Below are 24,960 nucleotides of genomic sequence, written 5' to 3'. Positions count from 1 at the left end.
CGGTGAACTTTGCTGAGGCCCCGGACGGCGCTGAACTCGCTTGGACTGAGGCCGGGGACGGCGAGCCGATGCTGCTCATCGCCGGACAAGCTACGGCCATGGATGGTTGGGGCCCGACGGCGGAACTACTGTCGCACTATTACCGCGTCATCCGCTTTGATCACCGGGGGATAGGGCGGAGTGGGAAGGGTGACGCCGGGCGCTACTCCACACGGCTCCTCGCCGAAGATGCTGCAGCGGTCCTCAAAGCCGCCGACGCGGATTTAGCACACGTGTACGGCCATTCGATGGGCGGGCGAATCGGCCAATGGTTGGCTATCGATTGCCCGCATAAAGTCCGGTCTTTGATCCTCGCCGCAACAAGCGGAGGAAAGTGGCCGGACGCTGCAACCCAGCCGGACGGAGCAGCCTTGGAGGCCCTCGTTAGTGGGGATGTGGCCCGGCTTGAGCCGCTGTTCTTCGACGCCGAATGGATCCTGAGCAACCCCGGGCCGACTCATGCCTTCTTCAATTCCCCTGCTTCGGCGTGGGCGAAGGCCCGCCACTTCAAGGCCAGCCGCGAGCATGATGCTTGGAGTCGGCTCAGCGATGTTCAGGCCCCGACGCTGATACTCCACGGCACCGATGACCGTCTCACTCCGTTGCCCAATGCCCTGCTCCTCCGGGAGCACATCCCTCGCTCGGTACTGGTGAGGGTGCCCGGCGCCGGGCATGGGTTGCACCTGGACCACCCCGAGACCGTTGACTGGATCCGCCAATTCATCGCCAGGAAAACCAGCTAGCTCCCCCGAGGAACCTGCAGTACCTCGAGCGCTGCCACCAAATAGGGCACTGGATCCGGATCCGGGCTGGCGGCCCACTGCATCCACGCTTCGAACGTGGCAGCAAGATAGGCCGCGCTCAAGAAGCGGGCCGAGGAGATGGGGAGGCCGCTGTCGGTAAGGAAGACCAGGGCTCTTTCCCGTTGGAACGACAGGGACTCATAGCTGTGGCTCGTCAGCTCGGGGTGTTCGGCGATCAGGCGAAGCCGTCCCCGGGTGACCGAGAGATCCGGAATGGCTGCGGCGCCGGCGATAGCTGCTTCGCGAAGCCCGGCCAGCACACCGCCGTCGGGCTTTCCCTCCCTGTGGAATGAGCCAAAGGCGAGGGCTGACGCCTCCACCACGGGCTCCGAGCCGCCCCAGACGAGGTCCGCCTTGCTGGCGAAATAGCGGTAAAGGCTCTTGCGGCCGATGCCGGCTTCGCGCGCGATGTCCTCCATGGACGTGTTCTCGTAGCCGTTTTCAGCGAACAGCTGGAGGGCCAGTCCGGCCACGGCCTCGGGGTCGATAGTGGCGGGGCGCCCGCTGGTCCGCGCGGGTTTGGCATCTTCCGAAAGCATGCCTCCAGTATTCACCCTTACATAATGACACAGAGTGTCATAAGGTGGGTGAACAACCAGCAATCATCGGAAGGACATCATGGGCAACGACGCTTCATGGCAGGAGACCACCACCCCTGGCCGCTTTGCCGACAAGACCATCATCGTGACGGGCGCGGCTTCGGGCATCGGCCAAGCTACTGCCCTACGCATCGCCAAGGAAGGTGGCAGGGTCATCGCGGCCGATATCAGCAAGGAACGTCTGGACGCCTTGGTGGAGCAGAACAGTGGCCTCGATCTGGTGCCCGTGGCGGGTGATATCTCCACTGAGGAAACCGTAGCCGCTGTCCTGGCTGCCGCAGCCGGACGAGTGGACGCCCTGGCCAACGTCGCAGGCATCATGGACAACTTCGCCCCCATCCATGAGGTGGATGACGAGCTCTGGGAACGTGTATTCCGCATCAATGTCACATCCCTGATGCGCCTGACCCGCGCGGTGGTGCCGCTCATGCTGGAAGCCGGAACCGGTTCTGTGGTGAACGTTGCGTCTGAGGCAGGCCTGCGTGGTTCTGCTGCCGGTGCCGCCTATACAGCGTCCAAGCACGCCGTGGTTGGCCTCACCAAGAACTCCGCTGTGATGTACGGACCCAAGGGGCTGCGGTTCAACGCGGTGGCTCCCGGTCCAACCATCACCAACATTGTGGCCAATTGGGGATCGCAGCTCGCTGCTGAACGACTTGGCCCCCTCATGCAGGCAACCGTCCCTACGCCCGCCACGGCGGCGCAGTTGGCCGCGTCCATTACTTTCCTGCTCAGTGACGACGGCACCAACGTCAACGGTGCCATCTTGGCGTCCGACGGCGGCTGGTCGGCTCTATAGGAGCTGCTCACCCAGGTGCCGGACCAGCGCGTCCACTATGGGCAGTTGTCCTTTGACGAGTTTGGTCCGGGCTACGGTTTCCTCAAACCAGCGGGCGTCGTCGATTTCCGGGAAATCCTTGATGACACCTGAACCTTTGGGCCACTCCATAGGGAAGGTGTTGCTGACAATTTTCCCCGGCTGAAAGTCGGGGGCTTCCGCGGCAAACGCGGTGATGAGCTTGCCGGAAGGCTGCTTAAAAACTCCCAACAGTTCGTAGTCTGCCGTTGGGGGAGGGGAGCCGATCTCCTCAGTGAATTCCCGTTTCGCTGCCGCCAGCGGCTCCTCGTCCTCGGGGAATTCGCCCTTGGGAATGGACCAGGCGTGCTGATCCTTCCGGGCCCAGAAGGGGCCGCCCATGTGGGCGATCCACAGCTCCAATTGCTCGGCTGAAGTCTGCCGGTAGAGGAGTATGCCTGCGCTGCGAATGGTGATGGGATGCCCCTGGTGATGGTGCTGCCGGTGAGTCGGGAGGACAGATCAAGGGTACTCCGCAAAGCCCTGCCGTTATCCAATTGATGTTGAATTACTGATCTTGCTCATTCATTTCGCTTCCAGCAGGTCACTGACTAATCGATAATCGAGGAGTTGCACGTTCCTCGGGGGTGGAACGTGACTGCGGCCTTCGGCAATTGCCGGAGGCGATTCTGGGCGCATCAGCAGGAGGACACAGCTATGGCATTGTCAGTGAGGCTCCTTCCACACGGGGGAAGAAAAGCAATGGGGTTGGCCGTCATTATGGCGGTAGGTTTATCGATGTTGACGGGCATGAGCCCGTCAAAAGCCGCGGACACCACGCCTATGGCGGAGGATCCCGGGCCCGTGGGTAGTTTTGCCTGGAAGGGTTTCAACTGGCAGAAGCGTTTTTGGGGTGGGGCACCCATGTACAACGCGACGTGGGACGCCAACAACGTCAGCAACCCGGATGCCAACGGTTACGTCAAGCTCTCCATCAGCAATCCCACCGGCTCCGCTCCGAAGGGCGCCGAGTTCCAGTCCACCCGTGAGGGTTTCGGCTACGGAACCTACAGCACCACGGTTGAAAAGGATGTCAGCGCGCTTCAGAAGGAAGTGGTCTGGGGATGCCTCTTCACCTATGACCCCGCGGCCGAGCCCGGGTATACGGAGATCGATCTCTGCGAAGCGTCGGCATGGGGTGGCGGGGCTGCCTACGGTGAAAATTGGCCGGTAACCCAGGGCCACGGGTACTGGTTCGATGCCACCAAACCTCCGGGCCAGGGCAACAACACCGTCACGTTTGATGTCACTAACGCCCCGATTCTCACCCACAGGATGGTTTGGGAGCCGGGCAAGCTGACGTTCGAGACGTTTGCGGGGGAGGGCTACGCCGGAACCCTCCTGAAGAAGACTGTGCTCACGGGCTCCACCGTTCCGCTTCCGGCCAAGGAACAGATCCACTTCAACCTCTGGGTGACCGGTGGCGGCGGGGGAGATGCGGCACATGTTGCTCCAGAAACCGTCACCATCCGCGATTTCTCCTTCGTCCCGGGCATCCCGCTGGTGGCTCCCACTCCAACGGTGTCCGGTACGGCAGCCGTCGGTTCAACGCTGACAGCAAACCCGGGAACCTGGACCACAGGGACTGCACTGACCTATCAGTGGTACCGGAACGGAACGGCCATCTCCGGAGCCACCGCGTCCACCCGCGTTCTCGCGGCTGCTGACCAAGGCACAAAACTGACAGTGCGGATCACGGGAACCAAGTCCGGCTACGCAACAACCACTAAGGAATCGGCCCAAACGTCCACAGTGGTAGCGGGCACCCTGGTGGCACCCGTTCCGACCATCACCGGAACCTTGACTGTGGGATCCACGCTCACAGCCAACACGGGCACCTGGACCTCGGGTACCACCCTGAGCTACCAGTGGTACCGGTCCGGGGTGGCAATCACCGGGGCGACGGCTAAGAACTACGTGCTGGTGAGCGCTGATCAGGCGGACACCATGAGCGTTCGGGTCACGGGGACCAAGGCTGGTTACACCACGGTGGCCAGGACCTCGGCAAGCACGGCTCCGGTCACGTAGAGCTTAAAACAACCAACCCGCAGGTGTGTCGCGCTGGGGGGAATTAGCGACACAACTGCGGGTTGGTTGGGCTTGTTAGTTCTGCTGTGCCCGGACCGGGACGATCCTCTTGATCGCGAGGCCGAGCGCCAGCATTGCGAAGGCAGCCAGCGCGAACCAGAAGAGGTCTCCGGCGCCGGTTGCTGCGAGTGTGCCCGAACCCATTCCACCTGCGGTGAGACCGGCCATGGGAGCTACTGGGTTGTTGTACATGAGGGGTTACCAAACTTTCTTGCGGTTGAGTGCTGCATCCAGGTAGGCCTTTGCATGGACAGCCTGGAGGAAGATATCGATGACGGTTTCGTACATGGTGGCGGCCAGCAGCATGTACCTCCAGCCCCGGAACCGCACTGTGACGATGCGCTCCAGGAGGAAGATGCCGGTGACTGCGATCCAGAACGGGTGAAGGTTCAGGCCCATTCCGGTGGTCAGGGCGAAGATGATGGAGCCGAAGTAGGCCAGGGTCACAATGACGCCGATCATGGACAGGAACTGACGGCCCCAGTAAGGCCTGGTGATCTTCGTCCACCCGTACTGCACGCAGTTTTCCACCGCGCCGCGCTTCCAGCGGAGCCGCTGGGCCCACAGTTCACGCCATGTGGGCATTACCTCGGTAACCAGCGTGCAGTTGGACGGAGAGGCGATGCGGTAGCCCAAGGTCAACAGGGCAAAGGAGAGCTCGTTGTCTTCGGTCAGGACTGAAGTGTCGTACACGCCACCCTTGCCGTTGCCGGGAGGAAGGGTGCCCTCCAGCCGGGCTGCGACCACGTCGCGGAGCGTCTTGACGCGGAACAGGGCTGCCGTCCCGGTAACTACCAGGCACTTGCCGTGGAGGCGCTTGACGTCCCTGGCGTAGCGGGCGTATTCGTTGCGCTGCAGGTGGCCGACGAAACCGCCGCCGGGGCCGCCGCTGAAGACTCCGCCCACAGCGCCGAGCAGTTCGTCGGCCAACAGGTTCTTCGATGCATTGTCGATAAAGTCCAAGGCCAGCTGCGAGTCGGCATCCTGAACCAGGACCAGGTCCTCGGGGTCGGCGTCGGGAAGTATCTGGCTGAGGGCGAAGTTCAAGGCCCCGGCCTTCTTGTCCTTGTTACCGACGGTCCGCATGACCTCGACGCCCTGGGCAAGCGCGAGAGTCTCGGTATCGTCGGTGCAGTTGTCCGCAACCACAATGATGCGGTCCGGGCGGCGGGTCTGGTTGTTCAGCGAGGTAAGGGTCTCCGTGATGCCGGCGGACTCGTTGTGTGCCGGAACCAGGACAGTGACAACTCCGCCGGCGGCGCGGTGGGATCCGCGTGGCGCGGTGGCCGTGTCCGGTGTGGTTGTGAGTTCCGTGAGCATTGTGATCCCTCCGTTCGAAGCGCTGAAGCGTTGTCTCACTTAGAGTTCCAACGCCAACGCAAGAAACGCGCAGGCAAAGCGTCAAGGAAAACTCAAGGTTTGCTCAGGACTTGCCTTGAGGCGTCACGAATCGGGTTCGGGGACCACTGATGCGTTTTTTGTGCGCGTCCAGGGGGCGCGCCTTAACGCAAGAGGACGACCGCTGGAACCCAAAAAGTGGGTACCGGCGGTCGTCCTCTTGCGTTTGGTTGAGCTGCTTAGCGGCTCAGGCTGACGGTGAAGGTTTTCGGTCCGCTGAGGGTCACTGCGATACCGCAGTTTTCTGCAGCGGCGCGGTGGGAGAGGGACTGGATGGCGGCATCGATGGTGTGGTCGATGGCCGACTTGTCCCAGATCTTCAGCGTGATGGAGTCAGTATGTGTCGTCATTGTCAGTACTTTCACTCAGGCCGTTAACAGCCCCAAGCCTCTTCGCCCAGGGCCGCATCCTCGTCGGTGAGGATTGCTGATTCAGCTTGTACGGGAACGAATTCCCTTATTCATGGTTCATGCTGCCCACCACGGTTGACAAGCGGATCCGGCCAAGTGTGACCGATTACACGTTCTCCGTTACTCCGTGTAACCCGTGCTGACGCTGAGTTCCCGCCAACGGTCCACCTCGGCCCGCTGGGCCTCTTCCACGGCGTCGAAGGCTCTCGCAGCATCTTCACCGAGAAGCAGGAAAGCCGGAGTTTGGGCGTCTTCGACCACCGTGATGATCGCGGCCGCTGCCTTGTCCGGATCGCCCTGCTGGGTGCCGTGGACAGTGTCATGTTCCTTGCGGCGCTTCCCTGCAGTGTCGGCGTAGTCGGCGATTGCCTCGGCTGACTGGGTGAGTGAACGCCCGGCGAAGTCGGTCCTGAATCCACCAGGTTCCACCACGGTCACGGAAATACCGAGGGGCTTCAGTTCCTTTTGCAGCGAGCCGGATAACCCCTCCAGCGCAGCCTTGGAAGCCGAGTAATAGCCGGAGCCTGGGGGCGAGATACGGGCTCCGATGGAGGAGATGTTCACGATTGCGCCGGAACGCCGGGACCGCATTCCCGGAAGGACGGCCTTGATCATGGCCACCGGGCCGAAAACGTTGGTGTCGAACAACGTCCGGACGTCGCCGTCGTCGCCCTCTTCGATTGCGGCGCGGTAGCCGTAGCCGGCGTTGTTGACGAGGACATCGACGACACCAAAACGTTCCTCGGCCTCCTTAACTGCGGCGTCAATCTGCGACTGTTCGGTGACGTCCAGCGCAAGGGCGAGGGCCGTCGTCGGGAATTCAGCGGCGAGGTCCTGGAGTGTGGAGGTGTCGCGGGCGGTGACGATCGCGTTATCGCCCCGGGCGAGGACAGCCTGCGCCAGTGCGCGGCCGAGGCCGGTGGAGCAGCCTGTGATGAGCCAGGTAGTCATGATGTTCCTTTCATGGGTGATCCCCTCCATTGGAACGCTACTCCTTGCGTCTGTGGCAGGGCCGGATCTTCCGGGTACTCCCAGTGCCTCCTCTTTAGTGGTCCGCGCCCTACGGCAAGTCCAGCGTGTAAACCGCCAGCTACACCCCGGAGTAACGCCGGCGCGTCACCGTCAGCCTTCGGAGGCCACCGCAGCGGTGGATGCCTGAGTGGCTTCGACGGGCGGAGCCGTCGGCGCAGTGCCGGCATGGCACGACACTACGGAGCGCAATCCCTTGGCCAAAGCCGACACGTCACCCCGCTCAACGCGGCTAAATCGAGCAAAATCCGGCGAAACGGGCCGTCGCAGGGGGCAGGTTTGCGGTAGGGAGCGTCCTCTGCGCGGTTGGACTTTCCAGCTACATTGCCTGTACAAATACGCACATTTAACACCGAAGACTCACAGTCATTTCGTGTCAAACCCTTGACCACGGAGTTGGGTCGCTGGTAAACCTTGTGGCGGAAAGCGTTTTCTTCCGCCCGCATCCCACCCTCACTATTCAAGGCGAGGTGGCTTCTCGGCCTCTGTGAAACGTTCCAAAAAGTGCGTGCAGACCCTCTGCCGCCCAGCATCAAAGGAGATGTTCTTTGGCTCACCCCTCGAAATGTTCCTACCGCAGTTCCCGTCACTCTGCGTGGAAAGCAGTCCCGCTCGCGGCTTCTGCCTCCCTCGCCGCCGCCGCCATCGCACTGACAGGTGTCCCGCTCGCGCAAGCAGCTCCCACCCAACTCCCGCAGGCAGCGCAGGCCGGTCTTCCCGGCGTCGTGCCTGCCGCGAAGGATCCAGCATCGCTGAAGCGCCAGGTGGAAAACCTGGACCGCGCCCCTGTGGCGGTCCTGACTGATCAGGGCGTCACCCTGAGCTGGCGCATGCTGGGCCTGGACAAGGACAGTGTCGGCTTCCAAGTCCTGCGTGACGGCGTGAACATCACCCCCGAGCCCATCCGCAATGCCACCATGTTCGTGGACCCGGACGGTACAGCGGAGTCGAGCTACGTCATCAAAACAGTGGGCAACGGGCAGGGCCAGGACAAGCTGACCGAAGCCGTGAAGCCGCTGGCCCAGAACTATCTAGCCATCAAACTCGACAAGCCGGCCGATGGCATCACGCCGGACGGTAAGCCCTACACCTACTCGGCCAACGACGCCACAGTGGCGGACCTCGACGGTGACGGCAAGTACGAGGTCATCCAGACGTGGTCGCCCTCCAACGCCAAGGACAACTCCCAGTCCGGGTACACAGGCAACGTCTACGTGGACGCCTACAAGTTGGACGGGACCAAGCTGTGGCGAATCGACCTGGGCCGCAATATCCGCGCGGGCGCTCACTACACGCAGGTTTTGGCCTACGACTTCGACGGCGACGGCAAGGCCGAGGTCTCGCTGAAGACCGCCGATGGCACCCGGGATGCGGCAGGCACGGTGATCGGAAACGCCGATGCCGACTTCCGCAACACCGCTGGGTACGTCCTGTCCGGCCCCGAATTCCTCACAGTCTTCAAGGGCGAAACCGGAACCATCCTGGACACCGTGACCTACGCGCCGGAACGTGGAACAGTCGCCAGCTGGGGCGATAACTACGGCAACCGCGTGGATCGCTTCCTGGCAGGCGTGGCCTACCTCGACGGCGAACACCCCTCCATGATGTTCAGCCGCGGCTACTACACCCGCACAGTCCTGGTCACCTATGACCTGGTCAACGGCAAGCTCGTGAAGCGCTGGACCTTCGATTCCAACCTCGCAGGCGATGAATACAAGGGCCAGGGCAACCACAACCTCTCCGTTGCCGACGTGGACCAGGACGGCAAGGACGAGTTCGTCTTCGGTTCCATGACCATTGATGACAACGGCCAGCCGCTGTACAACACCAAGCTGGGACACGGCGATGCCATCCACACTGGTGACCTGGACCCGTCACGGCCCGGACTGGAAACGTTCGCCGTCCACGAAAGCATGAGCCAGAGCGGTAATCGCGGCGCAACGTTCCGTGATGCCGCCACTGGCGAGGTCCTGTGGAGCATCCCGGCCATCAAAGACACCGGCCGAGGCGCAGCAGGCGACATCGATCCCCGCTATGCCGGAGCTGAAGGGTGGGCCATCGGCGGCTCTGCTGCCTGGGATTCACCCGTTGGCCAGCTCATGTCCGCCAACGGTGAGTTGATTGCGGAGAAGATCCCCGCCGCCAACTTCCTGGCCTGGTGGGACGGCGACCTGCTCCGCGAAATCGTGGACCACGACTACGACGCCACGGTGTCCCGCGGCGTTCCCACCATCTCCAAGTGGAACTGGGAAACCGAATCCAGCGACCGGCTCCTGACCGCTGAAGGAGCCCGCAGCAACAACACCACCAAGGGCAACCCGTCCATCCAGGCAGATATTCTTGGTGACTGGCGCGAAGAAATCGCCTGGCCGTCCATCGACAGCACCGAACTGAAGATCTACACCACCACGGCTCCCACCGAGGTACGGCTCCGGACCTTGATGCACGACACCGTGTATCGGACAGCTGTAGCCCGCGAGAATGTGGCCTATAACCAGCCGCCGCACCCGAGCTTCTTCATCGGTGAGGGAATGCAGGCTCCGGCGATTCCCGCCGTCGTGTACGCCGGCACCAAGAAGTAACGGTCCCTGTTCCACGAAAAATGCCGCCCGGGTTCGCGCTGAACCCGGGCGGCATTTGATGAATGTGGCTTACCGCTGTCCCGGCAGGCCGCCCATCGGAGGGATGAAGCCCGGGCCGCGGCCTTCGTCTTCCTTCCGTTCCGCTGCGCTGCGGGTGTCACTGTCAGCGGTTTCGTCGGAATCGCCTTCGAGGTCCACGAGCCCATTCGTTTGGTCGAATACGTGCGTGGCAGGATCGACGATCGGCGTCTCCTGCGCGGCAGAAGGCGTGGCAGCCGCACCCGTGGCAGCGGCGGGCGCCATGGTCCCGGTGGGCGACGCGGTTTCGGCGGGCGCCGTGGTTTCGGGTGCCTGCTTCTCGATGTACTCCTTGAACTTCTTCAAGTCTGACTCAGCCTGCCTTTCAACAACGTGCAACTTGTCCCCGAGGAATTCAAGGACGCCGTGGGGTTCGTATTCGAGTGATAGGTGCAGGGATGTCTGGCTGGGTCCGGCTTCCTTGAATTCGACCCAGCCGGCGTTCTTTGCACCTTCCACGGCGGCCCACGCCACGGCGCGGTCCAGGTCCTGCTGAACGATCTTGGCCTCCCAGCGACGATGGACGCCGGCGATTTCGGCAACCCACTCCAGGCGGTCGTCGCTGAGCCGCGTCACGCGTTCCACCCCGCCCATGAAGTGCGGGAACTCTTCGAACTGTGTCCACTGCCTGTAGGCCGTACTGATGGGAACGTTGACCATGATTGTCTTGTTCACTTTCGTGGTCATGATGTCCTCCTCCTGCTTGATTCGATATTGATCAGCATGCTTACAGTATCGAGCTTTTCGGAGGGGAAGAACAGGCCTCGGCAGCCATATGCGGCAGAAGCTAGGAGATCACCCGGCCATTTTGGACCAGGTACTCCAGATGTTCGGTTATGTCTGCCAGCACGGAAATATCTGCCACCGGGTCCGCGCCGAGGACCAGCATGTCCGCGTCCGCGCCAGGTGCGATCACGCCCAGTTCACCTTCGCGCTCAAGCAGCAGGGCCGCCGTCGTGGTGGCGGAGCGAATGGCGTCAATCGCCGGCTGGACCTTGCCCAGAAGCCTGAACTGTTCGTTCTGGTGGCGGTGCATTCCGCCCAGGAGGTCTGAGCCGAATGCCATCTTTACGCCGGCTTCGTGGGCGCGTGCGATCGCTTCGAGGCCGCTGGTGAGTACGGAATCCACCTTGGCCCACATTTCCTCCGTGAGCCCGAACTCCTTGCCTTCTTCCTTCAGCGCCCAATACGTGACCAGTGTGGGTACAAGGAACGCATCCTTTTCGAGGAACAGCTTCAGGCTCTGGTCGTCCAGGAGGTTGCCGTGTTCAATCGAGCGGACGCCTGCCTCCAGCGCACGGTTGATCGCCCGGGCGGTGTAGGCGTGGGCGGCAACGTAGCGGTTTGCCGCCTCGGCTTCTTCCACCGCGGCCCGCATTTCCTCCATGGAGTACTGCGTGGAGTCGATGCGGTCGGTGGGGGAGGAGACGCCGCCCGACGCCATGATCTTGATGTGGTGGGCGCCCTTGCGGATCTCGTCGCGGGCGGCTGCCCGGACCGCGTCAACGCCGTCCGCCACGCGTCCGATCCCGCAGCACCCACGGCCGTTGGGGTCATGGTCCTCGCCCGGCAGGCGCATGTCGCCGTGGCCTCCGGTCTGGCTCAGCGCATGGCCGCAGAAGTGGATCTTTGGTCCCTCCAGCAACCCTTCCTCCTGTGCCATGGCCAGCCCAAAATCCGCTCCGGACAGATCGCGCACGGTGGTGAAACCGCGGCGCAGCATTTCTCCCATGATGCGGGCGGTCTGCGCGTAAACGTACGACGCCGGTGTATAGGTCAGTGACCGGAAGTCGGCGCTGGACGCGACCACATGGACGTGGGCATCAATCAGGCCCGGAATGACGAACTTGCCGGTGCCGTCGATGACCCGCGCGCCGGAAGGAGCTTCGGCATGCGGCTCGACGCTGCTGATCTTTCCATCAACGCTCACGACGTCGGCAGTTGAGTAGGTGCCCGCCTCAACGTCCAGGATGCTTGCGTTGCGGATGACGAGCGGTGTGGTTTCTGGGATGGTGCTCACGTTAAACAGTGTCCTTCGCGGGTGCTTCGGGGAATTCGACTTCCGTGGGATGGGCTTCGAAGGCCTGAACAAGTTCGGCCAGGTGTGCGTTGATGACGTCGACGGCGGTTTCCACGCTTTGCCGGGTGTAGTTACCTTCCGCATCAAGGAGAGCCAGGACGCCCACAACGTTGTGCCCATGGTCGAGGACCGGCACGTTGATGACGGCGCCGCAGCCGAGTTGCTGGATGAGTTCTGAATCGGTGAAGACTTCCCGGAGCGCTTTCAGGTCGCCCGCGAGGAAAGGCTTCTTATCCTCAATGACCGTCCCCAGCCAGCCGGGGGAGATTTCCACTGTCTTCTCGCCGCCCACCGGGTACTCGGCCGGATGGCTGGTGAAGAGCCGTTTGAGACTGGAACGCTGCGGGATCCACTGCAGCGCAGTGAACAGAATGACTCCTGGTTCCTGCTGCATGGCCTCGAAGGTCTGCTGGAAAACTGCGTCTGTATTCATCACTGTTACTTGCTTCCTGCCGCGGCCGGATCATGTTCGGCGCGGGCGTTGATGTTCTCCAACGACTTGCCCGCTGTGGAGGCACCGAAGATCACTACGCCCAGGACGCCGATGGTCAGCACCACGGTAGTCATGGTGAACACGCCACCGAAGCCGAGGGAAGCGGCGAAGATGCCGATGATGGACGGTGCAAGGATGCTGCCGATGCGACCCACTGCGCTGGCCAGGCCAACTCCCGTGGCACGCATCCATGTGGGGAAGAGTTCCGGAGTGTAGGCGTAGACGCCGGCGTAGGTGCCGTTGAGGAAGAAGGACAACGTTGCGGCGGCCAGCAGGATCATGCCGGAATCGTTGGACTGGCTCAGCCAGAAAGCGCTGATGGCCGATCCCGCCAAGTAGAGGGCAATGGTGTTCTTGCGGTCAATCCGGTCACACAACCAGGCGGCGGAAAAGTAGCCGGGGATCTGTGCCAAGTAAATGAGGATGGAGAATTCGAAGCTCTTGGTGATGGTGATGCCGCGTCCTACCAGCAGGGTGGGAATCCAGGAGAAGAAGCCGTAGTAGGAGAACGTGATCACGAACCAGATCAGCCAGATCACGGCGGTCCGGCGACGCATGGCCTTGGACCACATGAACTTCAGGGCGTTCCAGATGCTGATCTTTTGTTCGTGCTTGGTGATCTCTTCCTCTGCGGGTGGCAGGGCCGGGAGTGGTTTGCCCGTGGCTTTCACTACACTCTGCTCAAACCGGTCCACCACTTCGGTTGCCTCTGCGATGCGGCCCCGGCTGATGAGGAAGCGCGGGGACTCAGGCAGGCTGCGACGCCACCAGAGCAGGAGAAGGATGGGAACCGCGGTGATGACCTGCGCCCAGCGCCAGCCGTCCTCGCCCAGCGGAACAACGAAGCGACCGATCAGTGCTGCGGCAACGAAGCCAAAGGAGAAGAATCCGGCCAAGGTTCCAATGAACCAGCCGCGGCGCTTCGGGGGAATGAACTCGGACAGGAACGGCGCGATGATCACACTTTCAGCGCCAGCGCCCAATCCTGCAAAGATCCGTGCAATCAAGAAGATTTCGAAGTTGGGGGCCATGGCTGCAACCACTGACATGACGCAGTAGAAGGCCAGCGCCCAGAGCATGACCTTCTTGCGGCCGAAGCGATCGCCCATCCAGCCGGCCAGGATCGCGCCGAAGAAGAAGCCGAACGGGGCGGCCGAGCCCACCAGTCCGAGGCTGGCGGTGCTGAGGCCCCATAGTTCCTGGATGCGTGGAAGGAGGAAGGCCACCACGGCACCGTCCATGCCGTCGAAGGAGTAGCCGAGGCCTCCGATGAGGAGAAGCTTGTAGTGTGGTCGACTGAGAGCCAGACGATCCAGGCGTGCTGTGAGAGACATGGGATTCCTGCCAAAGTGGGCCAAGTTGTACATTTTGAGGAATATGCACAGGTCTGTGCAGAAGCGATGTATCGAAGTTACGGCCAAAGTGTGAGGTAGGTCAATAGGTGGAAGAAGATTTCGACTCGTCAACGTTGACCGAGTGGCTGGACAGCCGTGTCCAGGGGCGGAAACTCGCGGCGCGCCAAATGCAGGTAATTGGCATCCTCAGGTCCCAGCCCCGGCTTGCGTCCTACGGCTCCGTCAGTGACATCGCCGCAGTGGCTGCCTCGAATGCCTCCACCGTCACCAGAACCGCGCAAACACTGGGATTCAAAGGGTGGGCAGACTTCCAATTCGAGCTGCGTTCACGGTTCCTGGCGTCGCTGAGCGCAGTGGAGGTTGCGGCCGAACACAACGGCCACATCAGTAGTCCTGCACAGGCAGCGGTGTCCACTGACCGGGCGAATTTGGCGCATTTCGAGCGCACTTTAGACGCCCACACTCTCCATGATATTGCGAAGGCGATCGCCGGCGCACGGCAAACTTTCATCGTCGCGGCAGGAAGTTACGCCATCCCCGGCAAGGCCCTGGAGCACAACGCGATCATCGCCGGCTACAACGTCCGGCTCCTTGACGCCGACGTCGCGGCCCTCACCAATGCCATTGCACGGCTGGGTGCAGAGGATCTGGTCATTGCCATCAGTCTCTGGCGGGTCTACGACAGCACCATGCGGGCAGTGGACATTGCGCATGATCTGGGCACGCCCATCGTTTCCATTACTGACAGTGCGGGGTCGCCCGTGGCGGTGCATGCAGACCACAGGATTGTGGTGCCCACGGAGGGGGCCGGATTCTTCCCATCCCTGACAGGTGCGGTGTCCGCGGTCCAGGCGATCGCCGTCGAGCTTGCCTCCCTGGACCGCGAACGCTCCACCCAAAACATCGCCGCCTCGGAGCGGACTTGGGACCAGATGCGGATCATGCACCCGCGAAGCAGTTCCTAGGCCGGCTTCCAGACAGGACTTACGACGCCGGGACCTCCTGCGGTGCATTGGCCGCCGCCGGCAGCTGGTGACCGACCAGGGCCAGGTTTTGGATGACGGCCAAGCCGAATTGGGCGGTGTCGTTGGTAGAGACGGTGGGGGCTTCATCGACCGGCTGAAGCACATACGGCGGCAGAATCTTCTTCAGGGTGAAGGCCTCGGCATGGTTGAGGTTCTCCCCGCCCTCGGCAAAGCTCTCCCACGCCAACCCGGCCAGCTCCGATGACCCCAGCTTCGCTGCCGCATAGGCCGTGAGCCTGCTGTGCGCCTGAGTGAGGTAGATGCCGGCCAAAGGCTCCCCGACCTCCGCGATCTGCTCCTCCGGCGTGGCCAGGAACAGGCGGCAGTACTGCATCCAGGCTTCCTCGAAGTTCTTGTCCGGCACCAGGCTGATCAGTTCGCTGCAGATTTCCACCAAACCGAACACGGCACTCAGGTGCGAGACGCTGATGACTTCCCTGCCGGCGTCGAACCTTCCCGCATCCAGGTCGTACAGCGCCTCGCCGGTGAGGAATCCGTACTTCAGGGCGCCGATGTCTGCCATTGTTCCCAGCAGGCGATCGCGGGAGCGTGGGTTGCCCGTGCGTTCCCAGTCCGTGAGCCAGGTGGCCGCAAGGGAACCCCAATCGGTACCCAGCCCCACGCCCAAGGCGCCACGGTCCGGGCGGTAGGTGTCGGCGTCGGGCCTGACTTTGCGGACGGGGTCCAAACCGAGGAAGTTCTGGTCGCTGTCCACGAGCTCGGTGAGGAGGTCGCCGGTTCGTTCATCGGCGGTCAGGTAGTAGTAGAAGCGACGATAGGCCGGGGTGCTGATGCGCAGCTGCTTGGCGCTGCATCCCCAGTGCTGTACGTTGTGCCGGGAACCCAGACCACGCCATGGGCCGAGGTGATACACGTCCACCTCCCCGGTGTGGCGGGTCATGGCCTCGGCGTAGCGGAAAACGTCTGCGCGGCCGGTGCGCAGGTACATATACCAGAGCCAGAGGTCCGGTGAGAGTTCGGAGTTGTCCCAGGCATATCCGCCCACGTCGTAGCGCCACACGTGCCGGTCGGTGTCGTAGGTGTGCATGACGTCGCCATAGTTCCAGAACCCGTACCAGCGGCGCTGCTCCGTCTGGCCTTGATAGAAGTTGAACAGGAAGTCCAGCTTGTCTTCCAGCCCTGCCCGGGCGGGGGTGCTGCGGTCTACCGGAGCCCAGTCGCCGAAGACTCCTGCCGCGTGCAGGTACTCGGGCGAGGGCTGCAGGAGCGCCGGAGTGGATGCGGCCTGGGCATCGGCGGCGAGGGTGTCGGTACTGGGGGTGGAGTCATAGGCGAACAACGTGAGTTCATGCGTCCGGGCGATGCCGGTGGGGTTCCCGAAGCTCGGCTCATAGTCCTCATACGTGATTTCCAGGCCCTCGAGTTGGTCCTCGAACGTGTCCTGGCCCAAGCCGTCGTGATAGAAGCGGAGGTCCATCGGTTGGGCTTCGGGGGAGTAGAGCCAGGCGGTGACCGTTGCTTCCGCGGAGGCCGCCCCGCGGACGTCCAGTTGGCCTGGGTGGGACTGCCAGAAGTCACGAATGCCAACGCCAAAGCCGCCTCCGATGTCGCTCACGGAGCAGAAGCCGGCCGATCGGGTACCACCCGAAATGCCTATCCAACCGTGGCCCGGGGCGGTGCGTTTACGTAGTTCAAAGCCATCTGCGGTGAGTTGGGTCAGGGTGTAGTCGTTCCAGCTCGGGATGAGGTGGAGGCGCTCGGAGACCAGTGGGCTCCACTCGCTGAGCTGAGGGGTGGGCCGGCCCGCGATCTGCGCCGCGCGGACAGCTTCGCCAGGGTCCCGCCGCAATCCGGTCAGCCCGCGAACGGCCTCCGCCAGGAAACCGCCGTCCGCGCCTGCGATCCGGATATGCCGATCATGCAACTCACTGGCCAAGGGGACCGTGAACCGGACGCCGAGCCCGGCAAGGAAATCCTGGTCCGCGTCTCCATCCCAGATGAATGAGTGCATCATCCTCACGCTGCGGGCGCCTGCGTAGAAGTAGAAGCGGACGGTGAAGGGAAGCCATTCGCGCTCGCCGTCGTTCGCGTGGTGCTGCCCTTCGACCCGGACCACCGCGCGAACAGGGCCGCGCTGTTCCACGGTGGCGCTGGTGGTGTGGCCGGTGAATCCTTCACGCTCTGAGGTGCCGGCACCCTCCGTCAGGTCTTTTTGGAGGAGGCTTACCAGCCGGGCGTCCTTCGCCACTACTGAACCGTCGCGGGTCAGTTTGCTGAACAAGCTCGCGCCTGAACGCTGCAGGACCATGTCCAGGCATCCGGTGGAGACAGTCACGGACTGTTCCGTCTCGGTGACCGTCACCTCTGGTGAACTGTCGACGCCGGCTGCCGGGCCGGCGTCGTGCGTTCCGGTTTCGTGCGCTCCGGCGGTGACGCTGTAGGCGCGGGCGGGCTGATCCGTGGCACCGAGGGCGAGGCCTGCCCACTTAAGGGAACCGTCCGGCCAGGTGGCCAGCGGCCAGGTCTGGGCGTTGACGCTGTTGCCGTGGGAGTCGAGGACCCTGAGCGTGGCTGCGTCCGGAACCGTGCCGCGTTGGAAGGGCATCCCCCAAGTGGTGCCTCCGCTGAGTCCGGCGGGCGGTTCGCCATCGATCCACGTGATCGGGGCGTGCTGAGTCATGATCGATTCCACCTAAGAGTTGGGAAAACCAATAAATTGGGAAAACGCTTTCTTGAGACGTTTCAATAACTTACCTGTGAGCTACGTGGGCCGCAAGGGGTGGTCAAGCCCTGGTCCATTGACACTCATCCAGCCCGGGCGTATCGTACAACCAAATGGTTGTAGATCAGCTCAGTCCAGCACCCGAAAAAGACCTCGAACTCGACCGCTTGTTCCAGGCGTTGGCCGATGCCACACGCCGGGACATCGTGGCCAGGGTGACGGCGGGGGAGTACTCCGTCTCCGGGCTGGCTGCCCTCTACGCCATGAGTTTCGCGGCCGTGCAGAAACACGTTGCGGTCCTGGAACGGGCCTCCCTGGTGACCAAGGAGAAGCGTGGGAGGGAGCAGATCGTGCGGGGAAACCATGATGGACTGCAAAAAGCCCGGCATCTGTTAGATGAATTCGAAATGATCTGGCGGCAACGCGCCGCCCGGATCGGGGACATACTCGCTGAAGATGATGAAAGGGATCTGCCATGACTGTTGTCAGCGTAGACAAGGATGTTGAGGCCCTGAGCCTCACCGTCGTCGCCGAATTCGATGCCGAAGTGAAGCGCGTCTGGAGAATCTGGGAGGACCCGCGGCAGCTCGAGCGCTGGTGGGGGCCGCCCACTTGGCCCGCCACTTTTGAGACGCATGAGTTCACCGCCGGGGGCAAGGCCGCGTATTACATGACCGGGCCCGACGGCACCAAGGCCCGCGGATGGTGGAAGTTCACCGCCGTCAACGCACCTGACCACCTGGAGTTCGACGACGGCTTCGCCGACGAGCACGGTGAGCCCGTGGATGAGCTTGGCATCACCCACGCCACCGTGAAACTTGAACCCGTTGGCGACCGCACCCGAATGACGCTCACTTCCACCTTCGAATCCGAAGAACAGATGCAGAAGATGGCCGAAATGGGCATGGAAGAAGGCCTGCAAGAAGCAATCGGCCAGATCGACGCCCTCCTGGAGGAGCCTGCCAACGCCTGATCACCGGACCAGCAGCGAAAAGATGCCGACGACGACGGGTGCCTCCCGTCGTCGTCGGCGTATGGTTTAAGTCCCGGCCGCCTCTCGAAACGGACCAGTGACATGGCGCGATTGATCATCATGGGGCCTCCGGGTTCCGGCAAGGGCACGCAGGCCGAGCACATCGCGAGGCATTTTGGGATTCCTGCCATCTCCACGGGTGACCTTTTCCGCGCGCACGTGCGTGACAAGACGGAACTCGGTCTGGAAGCCGGCGGGTATATGGAAAGAGGCGAGTTCGTGCCGGACCATGTCACCACTGACATGCTCAAGCTGCGCATGGAGGAGGCCGACGCCGCCGACGGGTTTCTGTTGGACGGCTACCCGAGAACAGTCATCCAAATTGGTGCCCTGGACGAGATGCTTGCAGCTCGGGGGCAGCCTTTGGAAGCCGTTCTGGCGCTCACTGCCGCGGACGACGAGTTGCTGGCCAGGATGCTCCGCCGCGCTCACGAGCAGGGACGAAGCGATGATACCGAAGCCGTGATTCAGCGTCGGTTGGAGTTGTATCGCGATGAAACGCAGCCTGTGCTGACGGCCTATTCAAACCGCGGGATCCTGCTGCCCTTGGATGGATCCGGAGAGCGGGAAACCATTACAACCGCCGCGATCGCCGCCGTTGAAAGAGCCCTGGCGGCTTAGCCGGTTGCAGCCGGAAGCTCGGCGCCAAGAGCGCGAAGATATGCCGCGAATCCCTCTGGTGCCCGGGCCTGCATCCGCCCGGAGGTCACCACCCGGGTTGTGTCTGTTGCGGTGACCACGAACCCGTGCCGGTGCAGGCGTTCAATAAGGACCCGGTCCTCGTGGGACCGTAGCTTTGGAAAACCACCCGCGGCCACATAGGCAGAGGCCCGGATTCCCAGGTTTGCCCCGTAGATGTGGGGGTGGTCCTCGAGAAACGGGTGTAGCTCCAGCCAGCGTCCCAGGACTGCCGGATCCACGTCCTCGGGGTCTGGCTCGACGGATCCAAGGATCGCGTCGGCTCCCGCGTTGGCCAATTCCACCTGCCGCACCAGCCAGTGTTCCGGAACCGTGGAGTCGGCATCGGTAGTAGCCACCCAAGTATTCGCAGTTCCATCAGCGGGCAGGCGATCCAAGGCTGCCCGGATGCCCGAGTCGCGGCTGGCGCCAGTGCTTCTCAGCTTCACGTTGACGGCGCTGAAGCGGGGGTCGCTTGAGGCGTAGGCGGCCGTGATGCCGGCGGAGCGGTCCGTGCAGCTGTCCAGGACCACGGAGATTGAGACCTTGATTCCCGGTTGCTGCCTTTGCAGGGCATCGGCCGCGGTCTTCAGGGCCGCGAGTGCCTTGCCGATGTGTCGGTCCTCGTTGTGGGCAGGCATCACCACCACGATGCTATTGATGCGCCCCGGTTCTGGTTTCGTCATGGCACGTTGTCCGGGGCAAGAAATATTTCCAGCATGAAGTCCTTCTCGCGATACAGCCCGTGGGTGGGCCAGCCGAGGTGGGTGCGGGCCATGGTATGTACCGCTTCTGCGTCCAATTGCCAGCCGGAGATCGGGTGCCTCCAATGGCACAAAAGGAGCGTTCCTCCAGGTTGGGTTGATGACTGAATCCTGGCCAGGAGTTCGGTGAGCTCTTCCGGCGAAAGGTAATAGCCCGTCTCGGACAACACCACCAGGTCGAACGTTCCTTCGGGCCACTCATGCGGGATGGTGAGCTGCCTGGTCTCTGCTGACGGGTACTTGGCGAGGCGCTCTGAGGCCTGGGCCAGCGCCGTGCTGCTCGCATCTACGCCGAGGAATGCCCGGCAACGCCGGGCGAGCTCCTCGCTGAGGGTACCGATGGAACAACCCAGTTCCAGACCGGAATCATACGTTTCCCCGGGCAGGGCGGCCAGGGTCAGTGCACGCTTCCGCCGTTCGTACCAGCTGGTGGTGTAACTCCAGGGATCATCTTCACGGGAGTGGACTTCGTCGAATATCCGCTCTGCGTCTGCTGCGGAGTTGCTGCCCGCCTTGGACGGGTGCCACGCGAAGGTTTCCCATGGCCTCGTGAAGTGCTCCAGGAACGTCGCCGAAAGGAGCGTCTCGTCGCCCGGCTGGCTGGATAGCGGCTGTGTTTGGGAAGCATGGGTGTGCATTGCAGTGGCCTTGGTTTGCTGCTCTTCGTGGCTCAGCGGCACCCGCACCCAGTCATTCCACGCAGTGTCCGCGGTTCCTGCCCACAGCCAGTACCAGATGGGGTATTCGAGGAGTCCGTGGCCTCCCTGTGTCGCGACTTCGGCCGCGACAGTGCCCAGGGTGTCGTGGTCCGTGTGCCCGTCTGAACGGTAGGGGGCCACAATGACGACGTTCTCCGCCGGTTTCCCGGATACGGCGTCGCGCACCGCTTCGGCGATCCGGTCTGCGTTTGCTGCCAACTGCCCGTCGGGGAGTTCCAGAAACCGCCAGGTCGCGCTGGGTGCCAACCCGGACACGGCCGTGTCGAACTCAGTGAGCCGGACAGCGGCAAGCTGTTCCGGCGTCGTCGTTTGCGATTCCGGGTGCGAGGCCTCGCCCGCAGTGCACAGGATCAGCTCGACAGCCGCGCCCGCAGCGTGCAGTCTGGCCATGAAGCCGCCGGCGCCCAGGGTTTCGTCGTCCGGGTGGGCTGCCAGCACCACAAAGGTCGTGGCCGCGAGTTCGGCTTCATCCAGCGGCAATTCGGGAAGGGCGGCAACCCCGGATGCTGCCCATTCCTGCTCGGACGTCCCAGTGTCCGCGTGCGAGAAAGTCACCATTGCCGGTCTCCTTTCAGGGTCAGGGCGCCCAGTTGGGCGTCGTCCCGCATGGCGTGGTGCTGGCGGATATACAAGGCCAGGTCGGCCATGCGCTTGCCATAGGCTTCGTTGAAGGCCAGCGGCGCAGGACCAAGGTTCTGCGTCACCACGGTTTGGACACGCTCGACGGCGGCGGCTACCGTTCCGCGGACACGCAAGGCTTCGCTCCACGCGCTGGGGCTGTTGGTGCTGGAGCCGTCCAGCTCGCCGGCGTCGATTCGCTCTGCCACTTGGGCCAGGTACCCGGTGACGGACGTGATGATCCTGTCCACCTCGCCCAAGGAGGCGAGAGCGATCTGGTCCGGTTCCCTGCCGTTGTCCGCGCCCTTCGCCAGCGCGGTTTTGAAGTCCCGGGCCACGGCGACGGCTCCGCCAAGCCAGCAAGCAGCCACGCCCATGCCTCCCCACGCGAAGCCGGGGCGCTTGAAGTACCAACCCTCGCCGCCGACCGGTGTTGCGGGAACCTGGTCGAAGTGGACGGTGCCGCTCGGGATTTCCTGCAGCCCGCGGCTGGTCCATGCGGGAGTTTCGCAGGACACTCCGGGGTGCTTGAGGTTGACGGCGAAGGCCGCGCGGGTGTTGTCTTCGGCGTGGGCGGTGATCACGGCACCATCCAGGTGCGAGGCGAGCGAGCACCACGGTTTGGATCCGTTGAGGACGTAGGTTCCGGCGTCGTCTCGTTTGGCCTCGAGCTTCAATCCGGGGCCTTCGGCGGCGAAGACTCCCCAGACGCCTTCCGGCTCCTTGTGGTCCCCAGCCTGCTCCAGAATCGCGACGGCGTCCAAGTGAGGCTCAAGGACCCGTCCGGCCGCAACGTCCACTGCCGTGACGGAAGCCAAAAGCTCCCAGAGCTTGGCGGTGTTTCCCTCGCCGGGCTTAGGGGCCGTCAGCCCGATTTCCTTGGCGATGGCGAGCAGCGCTGGGACGTCGCCCACTGCTGCCCGCACCTTTTCCAGCATCGGCTCGAGCGCCTGTAGTTGGACGGGCTCGGAACTGATGCGTACGGGGTGGGCTTCGGTGTCGCTCATGATCCCAAGCCTAAACTAAGGAGCCTTAGTGTGCGGGCAGTGGAAGCGAGAGATAGTCGCCGCCAGGATGCCCAACGCGCTCCGCCCCCACGAAAGTTCCCATTGGTCCCAACATGAAGCGCATTTTCACAGCTTTTGTCACGCTTGTCACAAGTTGTTGTCATTAACGGTGACAAGTTTCGTAGCTTGGAAGGGTCAGCATTCCCAAGCCCAAGGAACCACTCATGCCGCAGCCCAACGAAGCCGCCACCGTCCCCACTGATTCACACAGCCCGCCGGGAAAGAACCCGGGCAAAGGTGCAGCCAGGCCAAGCTTCCTCAGCAACCTCGGTGTGGACCTTCCCGCGTCGCTCGTAGTCTTCCTCGTCGCACTTCCTCTTTCCCTGGGCATCGCCGCTGCATCCGGAGCCCCCGTCATGGCCGGCCTCATCGCCGCAGCTGTCGGCGGCATTGTTGCTGGCAGCCTGGGTGGTTCCCCACTGCAGGTGAGCGGCCCCGCAGCCGGCCTGACCGTCGTCGTTGCCGGTCTGGTTGCCGAATTTGGCTGGCAGGTGACATGCGCGATCACCGCTGCTGCCGGCGTCGTGCAATTACTCATGGGTGTCAGCCGCATTGGCCGGGCCGCGCTGGCAGTGTCGCCCGTGGTGGTCAAGGCAATGCTCGCGGGCATCGGCATCACCATCATCCTGCAGCAACTCCACGTGCTGTTGGGCGGCCAGGCTGCTGGATCCGCCGTCGAAAACCTCACCGCGCTCCCAGCAGCCATTACCAATGTTGAACTGCACTCGGCGTTGCTGGGACTGGCTGTCGTCGCGATCCTGCTGACCTGGAAGTTCCTCCCCGCCGCGGTGCGGAAGATACCCGGTCCGCTTGCCGCCGTCGTCGCCGTCACGGCGCTTTCCGTTGCTGTCGCACCGACCGTTGGGAGGATCAGTTTCAGCGGCTCCATCTTCGACGCCGTCGCCCTGCCAAGCCTGCCCGACGGCAATTGGCGCGCTGCGGGCATGGCTGTCATCACGGTGGCCCTGATCGCGAGCATCGAATCGCTCCTCTCCGCCGTTGCCGTCGACAAGATGCACGGTGGCTCGCGCACCAACCTGAACCGCGAACTGGTGGGCCAAGGTTCCGCGAACGTTGTCTCGGGCATGCTCGGCGGACTCCCAGTGACCGGGGTGATCGTCCGGAGCGCCACCAACGTTGAAGCGGGCGCGAAGAGCCGCACCTCCGCCATCCTGCACGGCGTCTGGGTCCTCGTGTTCTCCGCACTTTTCGCCGGGCTCATCCAACTCATTCCGTTGTCAGTGCTGGCGGGTCTCCTGCTGGTCATCGGCGCGAAGCTCATCAAAGTTGCCGACATCCGGACCAGCCTCCGCACCGGCGATCTCCTGGTGTACAGCGTCACCCTGGTGTGCGTGGTGGTCCTGAACCTGCTTGAAGGCGTCATCATTGGCCTCGCTCTCGCCGCCCTTTGTGTCCTGTGGCGTGTGCTCCGGGCGCAGATCCACGCTCACGCGCCCGCCGGTTCGGGCTTGCCGTGGCGCGTCACCATTGCCGGATCGTGCAGCTTCTTCGCGCTGCCCCGGCTCAACCGGGTCCTCCATTCCGTGCCCGAAGGCCGGGACGTCGTGGTGGAACTCAACGCCGACTACCTGGACCATGCATTCCGCGAAGCGTTGGTGGCCTGGCAGAAACAGCACCGCAATACCGGCGCCTCGGTGATCCTCGAAGAACACGGCACCACCGCCTTCACTGACGCCGAGGACAACACTCCCCAGCGACAGGACTTGCGCGAATTCCCGCTTCCGCCGCGCACATCGTGGTTGCCTTCTGAATCGGTGGCTGAAGCAGACGACGACGGCGGGCAGCTTCCGCTCCGGTCGATCCTCCTGGGCATCGACAAATACCATCGCCGGCACGCAGACAAGGTCCGACCCCTGGTTCAGGACCTCACCGAAGGACAGAATCCGGACACGCTGTTCGTGGCCTGCGTCGACTCCCGGGTCAACCCCAACCTGATCACGAGTAGCGGGCCAGGCGATCTCCTCACGCTGCGGAACATCGGCAACGTGGTGTGCAGCGACGGCAGGGATGCCTCCATCGACTCGGCGCTGTCCTTTGCGGTCAAGGCGCTGTCGGTCGATTCGATCGTGATCTGCGGGCACTCCAACTGCGGTGCCATGAAGGCCGTCATTGCTGATGCCGAGGGTTCTGCTCCTGCATTAGGGGCCGGTTTCGATACCTGGCTGGAACACGCACGGCCAAGCTACTCGGCTCTGCTCGACGGCCACCCAGTTGCCCGTGCAGCCGAGGCCGAAGGGTACAGCCGGTTGGATCAGCTGAGCATGGTGAACATTGCGGTGCAGCTCCGGAAGCTTGAGGAGCACCCCGTCACCGGCCCGGCCCTTGCCTCCGGTCAGGTGCAGGCGACGGGTCTGTTCTACGACATCTGCACGGCACGGGTTGTCCTGGTGACTCCCGAAGGCATCGAGCAGCTGGATCCGAGCATGGCTGTCCGTTCCTAGTTTGGCGCCGGGCCGCCGCCACCCACTTTGAGCCCCTTTCAGTCCCGGCACGCCGCTATTTACGGCGTGTCGTGGCTGGCTCGCCGTCAAAGAGGGTGGTG

The 24,960-nt window shown here is 63.1% G+C and carries 23 protein-coding genes; 9 read left to right on the top strand and 14 right to left on the bottom strand.

Annotated features, from left to right (window positions below):
• Positions 1-2 precede the first annotated feature (2 nt).
• The gene (locus tag N7568_RS21455; protein ID WP_261611779.1) at positions 3-782 is read left to right on the top strand and encodes an alpha/beta fold hydrolase; all 780 of its coding nucleotides are present in this window, start codon (positions 3-5) and stop codon (positions 780-782) included.
• On the opposite strand, the gene N7568_RS21450 is transcribed toward N7568_RS21455, so the two are convergent.
• Positions 779-1,381, bottom strand: a complete 603-nt coding sequence (locus N7568_RS21450) for a TetR/AcrR family transcriptional regulator (RefSeq protein WP_261611778.1) — start codon at positions 1,379-1,381, stop codon at positions 779-781. The genes N7568_RS21455 and N7568_RS21450 overlap by 4 nt on opposite strands.
• A 79-nt stretch (positions 1,382-1,460) precedes the next feature.
• On the opposite strand from N7568_RS21450, the gene N7568_RS21445 reads away from it, so the two are divergent.
• Positions 1,461-2,240: an SDR family NAD(P)-dependent oxidoreductase gene (locus N7568_RS21445; protein WP_261611777.1), complete on the top strand. Its 780-nt coding sequence runs from the start codon at positions 1,461-1,463 to the stop codon at positions 2,238-2,240.
• Here the strand turns inward: N7568_RS21445 and N7568_RS21440 are convergent.
• Entirely contained in the window at positions 2,235-2,714 is a 480-nt protein-coding gene (locus tag N7568_RS21440; protein WP_261611854.1) for an NUDIX domain-containing protein, read from the bottom strand. The genes N7568_RS21445 and N7568_RS21440 overlap by 6 nt on opposite strands.
• Before the next feature lie 333 nt (positions 2,715-3,047).
• Here N7568_RS21440 and N7568_RS21435 point away from each other — a divergent pair, with 333 nt between their 5' ends.
• A complete protein-coding gene (locus N7568_RS21435; RefSeq protein ID WP_261611776.1) occupies positions 3,048-4,325 on the top strand; it encodes a hypothetical protein in 1,278 nt (425 codons plus the stop codon).
• A gap of 75 nt (positions 4,326-4,400) precedes the next feature.
• On the opposite strand, the gene N7568_RS21430 is transcribed toward N7568_RS21435, so the two are convergent.
• The 4 genes from N7568_RS21430 to N7568_RS21415 form a co-directional block, all read right to left on the bottom strand.
• A complete protein-coding gene (locus tag N7568_RS21430; RefSeq protein ID WP_261611775.1) occupies positions 4,401-4,577 on the bottom strand; it encodes a hypothetical protein in 177 nt (58 codons plus the stop codon).
• 6 nt (positions 4,578-4,583) lie between these two features.
• Positions 4,584-5,705 (bottom strand): glycosyltransferase family 2 protein, encoded by a 1,122-nt coding sequence (locus N7568_RS21425; protein WP_261611774.1) that lies wholly within the window; start codon positions 5,703-5,705, stop codon positions 4,584-4,586.
• Between the two features lie 257 nt (positions 5,706-5,962).
• The gene (locus tag N7568_RS21420) at positions 5,963-6,133 is read right to left on the bottom strand and encodes a hypothetical protein (protein WP_018778796.1); all 171 of its coding nucleotides are present in this window, start codon (positions 6,131-6,133) and stop codon (positions 5,963-5,965) included.
• Positions 6,134-6,313: 180 nt separating this feature from the next.
• Positions 6,314-7,144: an oxidoreductase gene (locus tag N7568_RS21415; protein ID WP_261611773.1), complete on the bottom strand. Its 831-nt coding sequence runs from the start codon at positions 7,142-7,144 to the stop codon at positions 6,314-6,316.
• Positions 7,145-7,770: 626 nt separating this feature from the next.
• Between N7568_RS21415 and N7568_RS21410 the strand changes: the two genes are divergently transcribed.
• Positions 7,771-9,804 (top strand): rhamnogalacturonan lyase, encoded by a 2,034-nt coding sequence (locus N7568_RS21410; RefSeq protein WP_306423138.1) that lies wholly within the window; start codon positions 7,771-7,773, stop codon positions 9,802-9,804.
• Positions 9,805-9,873: 69 nt separating this feature from the next.
• On the opposite strand, the gene N7568_RS21405 is transcribed toward N7568_RS21410, so the two are convergent.
• From N7568_RS21405 to N7568_RS21390, 4 genes are all read right to left on the bottom strand, one after another.
• Entirely contained in the window at positions 9,874-10,569 is a 696-nt protein-coding gene (locus tag N7568_RS21405; protein WP_261611772.1) for an SRPBCC family protein, read from the bottom strand.
• A gap of 100 nt (positions 10,570-10,669) precedes the next feature.
• Positions 10,670-11,902 (bottom strand): metal-dependent hydrolase family protein, encoded by a 1,233-nt coding sequence (locus tag N7568_RS21400; RefSeq protein ID WP_261611771.1) that lies wholly within the window; start codon positions 11,900-11,902, stop codon positions 10,670-10,672.
• A 1-nt stretch (position 11,903) separates the two neighbouring features.
• A complete protein-coding gene (locus tag N7568_RS21395; RefSeq protein WP_261611770.1) occupies positions 11,904-12,395 on the bottom strand; it encodes a GAF domain-containing protein in 492 nt (163 codons plus the stop codon).
• 5 nt (positions 12,396-12,400) lie between these two features.
• Positions 12,401-13,789, bottom strand: coding sequence for an MFS transporter (locus N7568_RS21390; protein ID WP_261611769.1), 1,389 nt, complete (start codon positions 13,787-13,789; stop codon positions 12,401-12,403).
• A gap of 107 nt (positions 13,790-13,896) precedes the next feature.
• Between N7568_RS21390 and N7568_RS21385 the strand changes: the two genes are divergently transcribed.
• Positions 13,897-14,775, top strand: coding sequence for a MurR/RpiR family transcriptional regulator (locus tag N7568_RS21385; RefSeq protein ID WP_261611768.1), 879 nt, complete (start codon positions 13,897-13,899; stop codon positions 14,773-14,775).
• A 19-nt stretch (positions 14,776-14,794) separates the two neighbouring features.
• On the opposite strand, the gene N7568_RS21380 is transcribed toward N7568_RS21385, so the two are convergent.
• The gene (locus tag N7568_RS21380) at positions 14,795-17,476 is read right to left on the bottom strand and encodes an exo-rhamnogalacturonan lyase family protein (protein WP_261611767.1); all 2,682 of its coding nucleotides are present in this window, start codon (positions 17,474-17,476) and stop codon (positions 14,795-14,797) included.
• A 155-nt stretch (positions 17,477-17,631) separates the two neighbouring features.
• Here N7568_RS21380 and N7568_RS21375 point away from each other — a divergent pair, with 155 nt between their 5' ends.
• From N7568_RS21375 to N7568_RS21365, 3 genes are all read left to right on the top strand, one after another.
• On the top strand, positions 17,632-17,997 hold the full coding sequence (locus tag N7568_RS21375; protein WP_261611766.1) for an ArsR/SmtB family transcription factor: 366 nt from the start codon (positions 17,632-17,634) through the stop codon (positions 17,995-17,997).
• Positions 17,994-18,491 carry an SRPBCC family protein gene (locus N7568_RS21370; protein ID WP_261611765.1) on the top strand — a complete coding sequence of 166 codons (498 nt, stop codon included), beginning with the start codon at positions 17,994-17,996 and terminating at the stop codon, positions 18,489-18,491. The genes N7568_RS21375 and N7568_RS21370 overlap by 4 nt, the downstream gene beginning before the upstream one ends.
• 102 nt (positions 18,492-18,593) lie before the next feature.
• Positions 18,594-19,172, top strand: a complete 579-nt coding sequence (locus N7568_RS21365) for an adenylate kinase (RefSeq protein ID WP_261611764.1) — start codon at positions 18,594-18,596, stop codon at positions 19,170-19,172.
• On the opposite strand, the gene N7568_RS21360 is transcribed toward N7568_RS21365, so the two are convergent.
• Genes N7568_RS21360 through N7568_RS21350 form a run of 3 tightly spaced genes read right to left on the bottom strand, consistent with a single transcriptional unit; the run spans position 19,169 to position 22,337 of the window.
• Entirely contained in the window at positions 19,169-19,915 is a 747-nt protein-coding gene (locus tag N7568_RS21360; protein ID WP_261611763.1) for a glycosyltransferase, read from the bottom strand. The two genes, N7568_RS21365 and N7568_RS21360, sit on opposite strands and share 4 nt — an antisense overlap.
• Entirely contained in the window at positions 19,912-21,270 is a 1,359-nt protein-coding gene (locus N7568_RS21355) for a PIG-L family deacetylase (protein ID WP_261611762.1), read from the bottom strand. Before N7568_RS21355 ends, N7568_RS21360 begins: the two co-directional genes overlap by 4 nt.
• Entirely contained in the window at positions 21,264-22,337 is a 1,074-nt protein-coding gene (locus tag N7568_RS21350; protein ID WP_261611761.1) for an acyl-CoA dehydrogenase family protein, read from the bottom strand. Before N7568_RS21350 ends, N7568_RS21355 begins: the two co-directional genes overlap by 7 nt.
• Before the next feature lie 224 nt (positions 22,338-22,561).
• Between N7568_RS21350 and N7568_RS21345 the strand changes: the two genes are divergently transcribed.
• Positions 22,562-24,859 (top strand): SulP family inorganic anion transporter, encoded by a 2,298-nt coding sequence (locus N7568_RS21345; protein ID WP_261611760.1) that lies wholly within the window; start codon positions 22,562-22,564, stop codon positions 24,857-24,859.
• The last annotated feature ends 101 nt before the right edge of the window (positions 24,860-24,960 follow it).

The sequence above is a fragment of the Paenarthrobacter aurescens genome, from assembly GCF_025421775.1.
Lineage (GTDB): Bacteria > Actinomycetota > Actinomycetes > Actinomycetales > Micrococcaceae > Arthrobacter > Arthrobacter aurescens_B.
This window is presented reverse-complemented; position numbering and strand designations above follow the sequence as displayed.

Coding starts and splice junctions, on each gene's coding strand:
- N7568_RS21360 (WP_261611763.1), bottom strand. CDS start 19,915: ATGACGAAACCAGAACCGGGGCGCATCAATAGCATCGTGGTGGTGATG.
- N7568_RS21355 (WP_261611762.1), bottom strand. CDS start 21,270: ATGGTGACTTTCTCGCACGCGGACACTGGGACGTCCGAGCAGGAATGG.
- N7568_RS21420 (WP_018778796.1), bottom strand. CDS start 6,133: ATGACGACACATACTGACTCCATCACGCTGAAGATCTGGGACAAGTCG.
- N7568_RS21375 (WP_261611766.1), top strand. CDS start 17,632: ATGGTTGTAGATCAGCTCAGTCCAGCACCCGAAAAAGACCTCGAACTC.
- N7568_RS21415 (WP_261611773.1), bottom strand. CDS start 7,144: ATGACTACCTGGCTCATCACAGGCTGCTCCACCGGCCTCGGCCGCGCA.
- N7568_RS21370 (WP_261611765.1), top strand. CDS start 17,994: ATGACTGTTGTCAGCGTAGACAAGGATGTTGAGGCCCTGAGCCTCACC.
- N7568_RS21435 (WP_261611776.1), top strand. CDS start 3,048: ATGAGCCCGTCAAAAGCCGCGGACACCACGCCTATGGCGGAGGATCCC.
- N7568_RS21345 (WP_261611760.1), top strand. CDS start 22,562: ATGCCGCAGCCCAACGAAGCCGCCACCGTCCCCACTGATTCACACAGC.
- N7568_RS21425 (WP_261611774.1), bottom strand. CDS start 5,705: ATGCTCACGGAACTCACAACCACACCGGACACGGCCACCGCGCCACGC.
- N7568_RS21380 (WP_261611767.1), bottom strand. CDS start 17,476: ATGACTCAGCACGCCCCGATCACGTGGATCGATGGCGAACCGCCCGCC.
- N7568_RS21395 (WP_261611770.1), bottom strand. CDS start 12,395: ATGAATACAGACGCAGTTTTCCAGCAGACCTTCGAGGCCATGCAGCAG.
- N7568_RS21445 (WP_261611777.1), top strand. CDS start 1,461: ATGGGCAACGACGCTTCATGGCAGGAGACCACCACCCCTGGCCGCTTT.
- N7568_RS21405 (WP_261611772.1), bottom strand. CDS start 10,569: ATGACCACGAAAGTGAACAAGACAATCATGGTCAACGTTCCCATCAGT.
- N7568_RS21365 (WP_261611764.1), top strand. CDS start 18,594: ATGGCGCGATTGATCATCATGGGGCCTCCGGGTTCCGGCAAGGGCACG.
- N7568_RS21450 (WP_261611778.1), bottom strand. CDS start 1,381: ATGCTTTCGGAAGATGCCAAACCCGCGCGGACCAGCGGGCGCCCCGCC.
- N7568_RS21350 (WP_261611761.1), bottom strand. CDS start 22,337: ATGAGCGACACCGAAGCCCACCCCGTACGCATCAGTTCCGAGCCCGTC.
- N7568_RS21430 (WP_261611775.1), bottom strand. CDS start 4,577: ATGTACAACAACCCAGTAGCTCCCATGGCCGGTCTCACCGCAGGTGGA.
- N7568_RS21390 (WP_261611769.1), bottom strand. CDS start 13,789: ATGTCTCTCACAGCACGCCTGGATCGTCTGGCTCTCAGTCGACCACAC.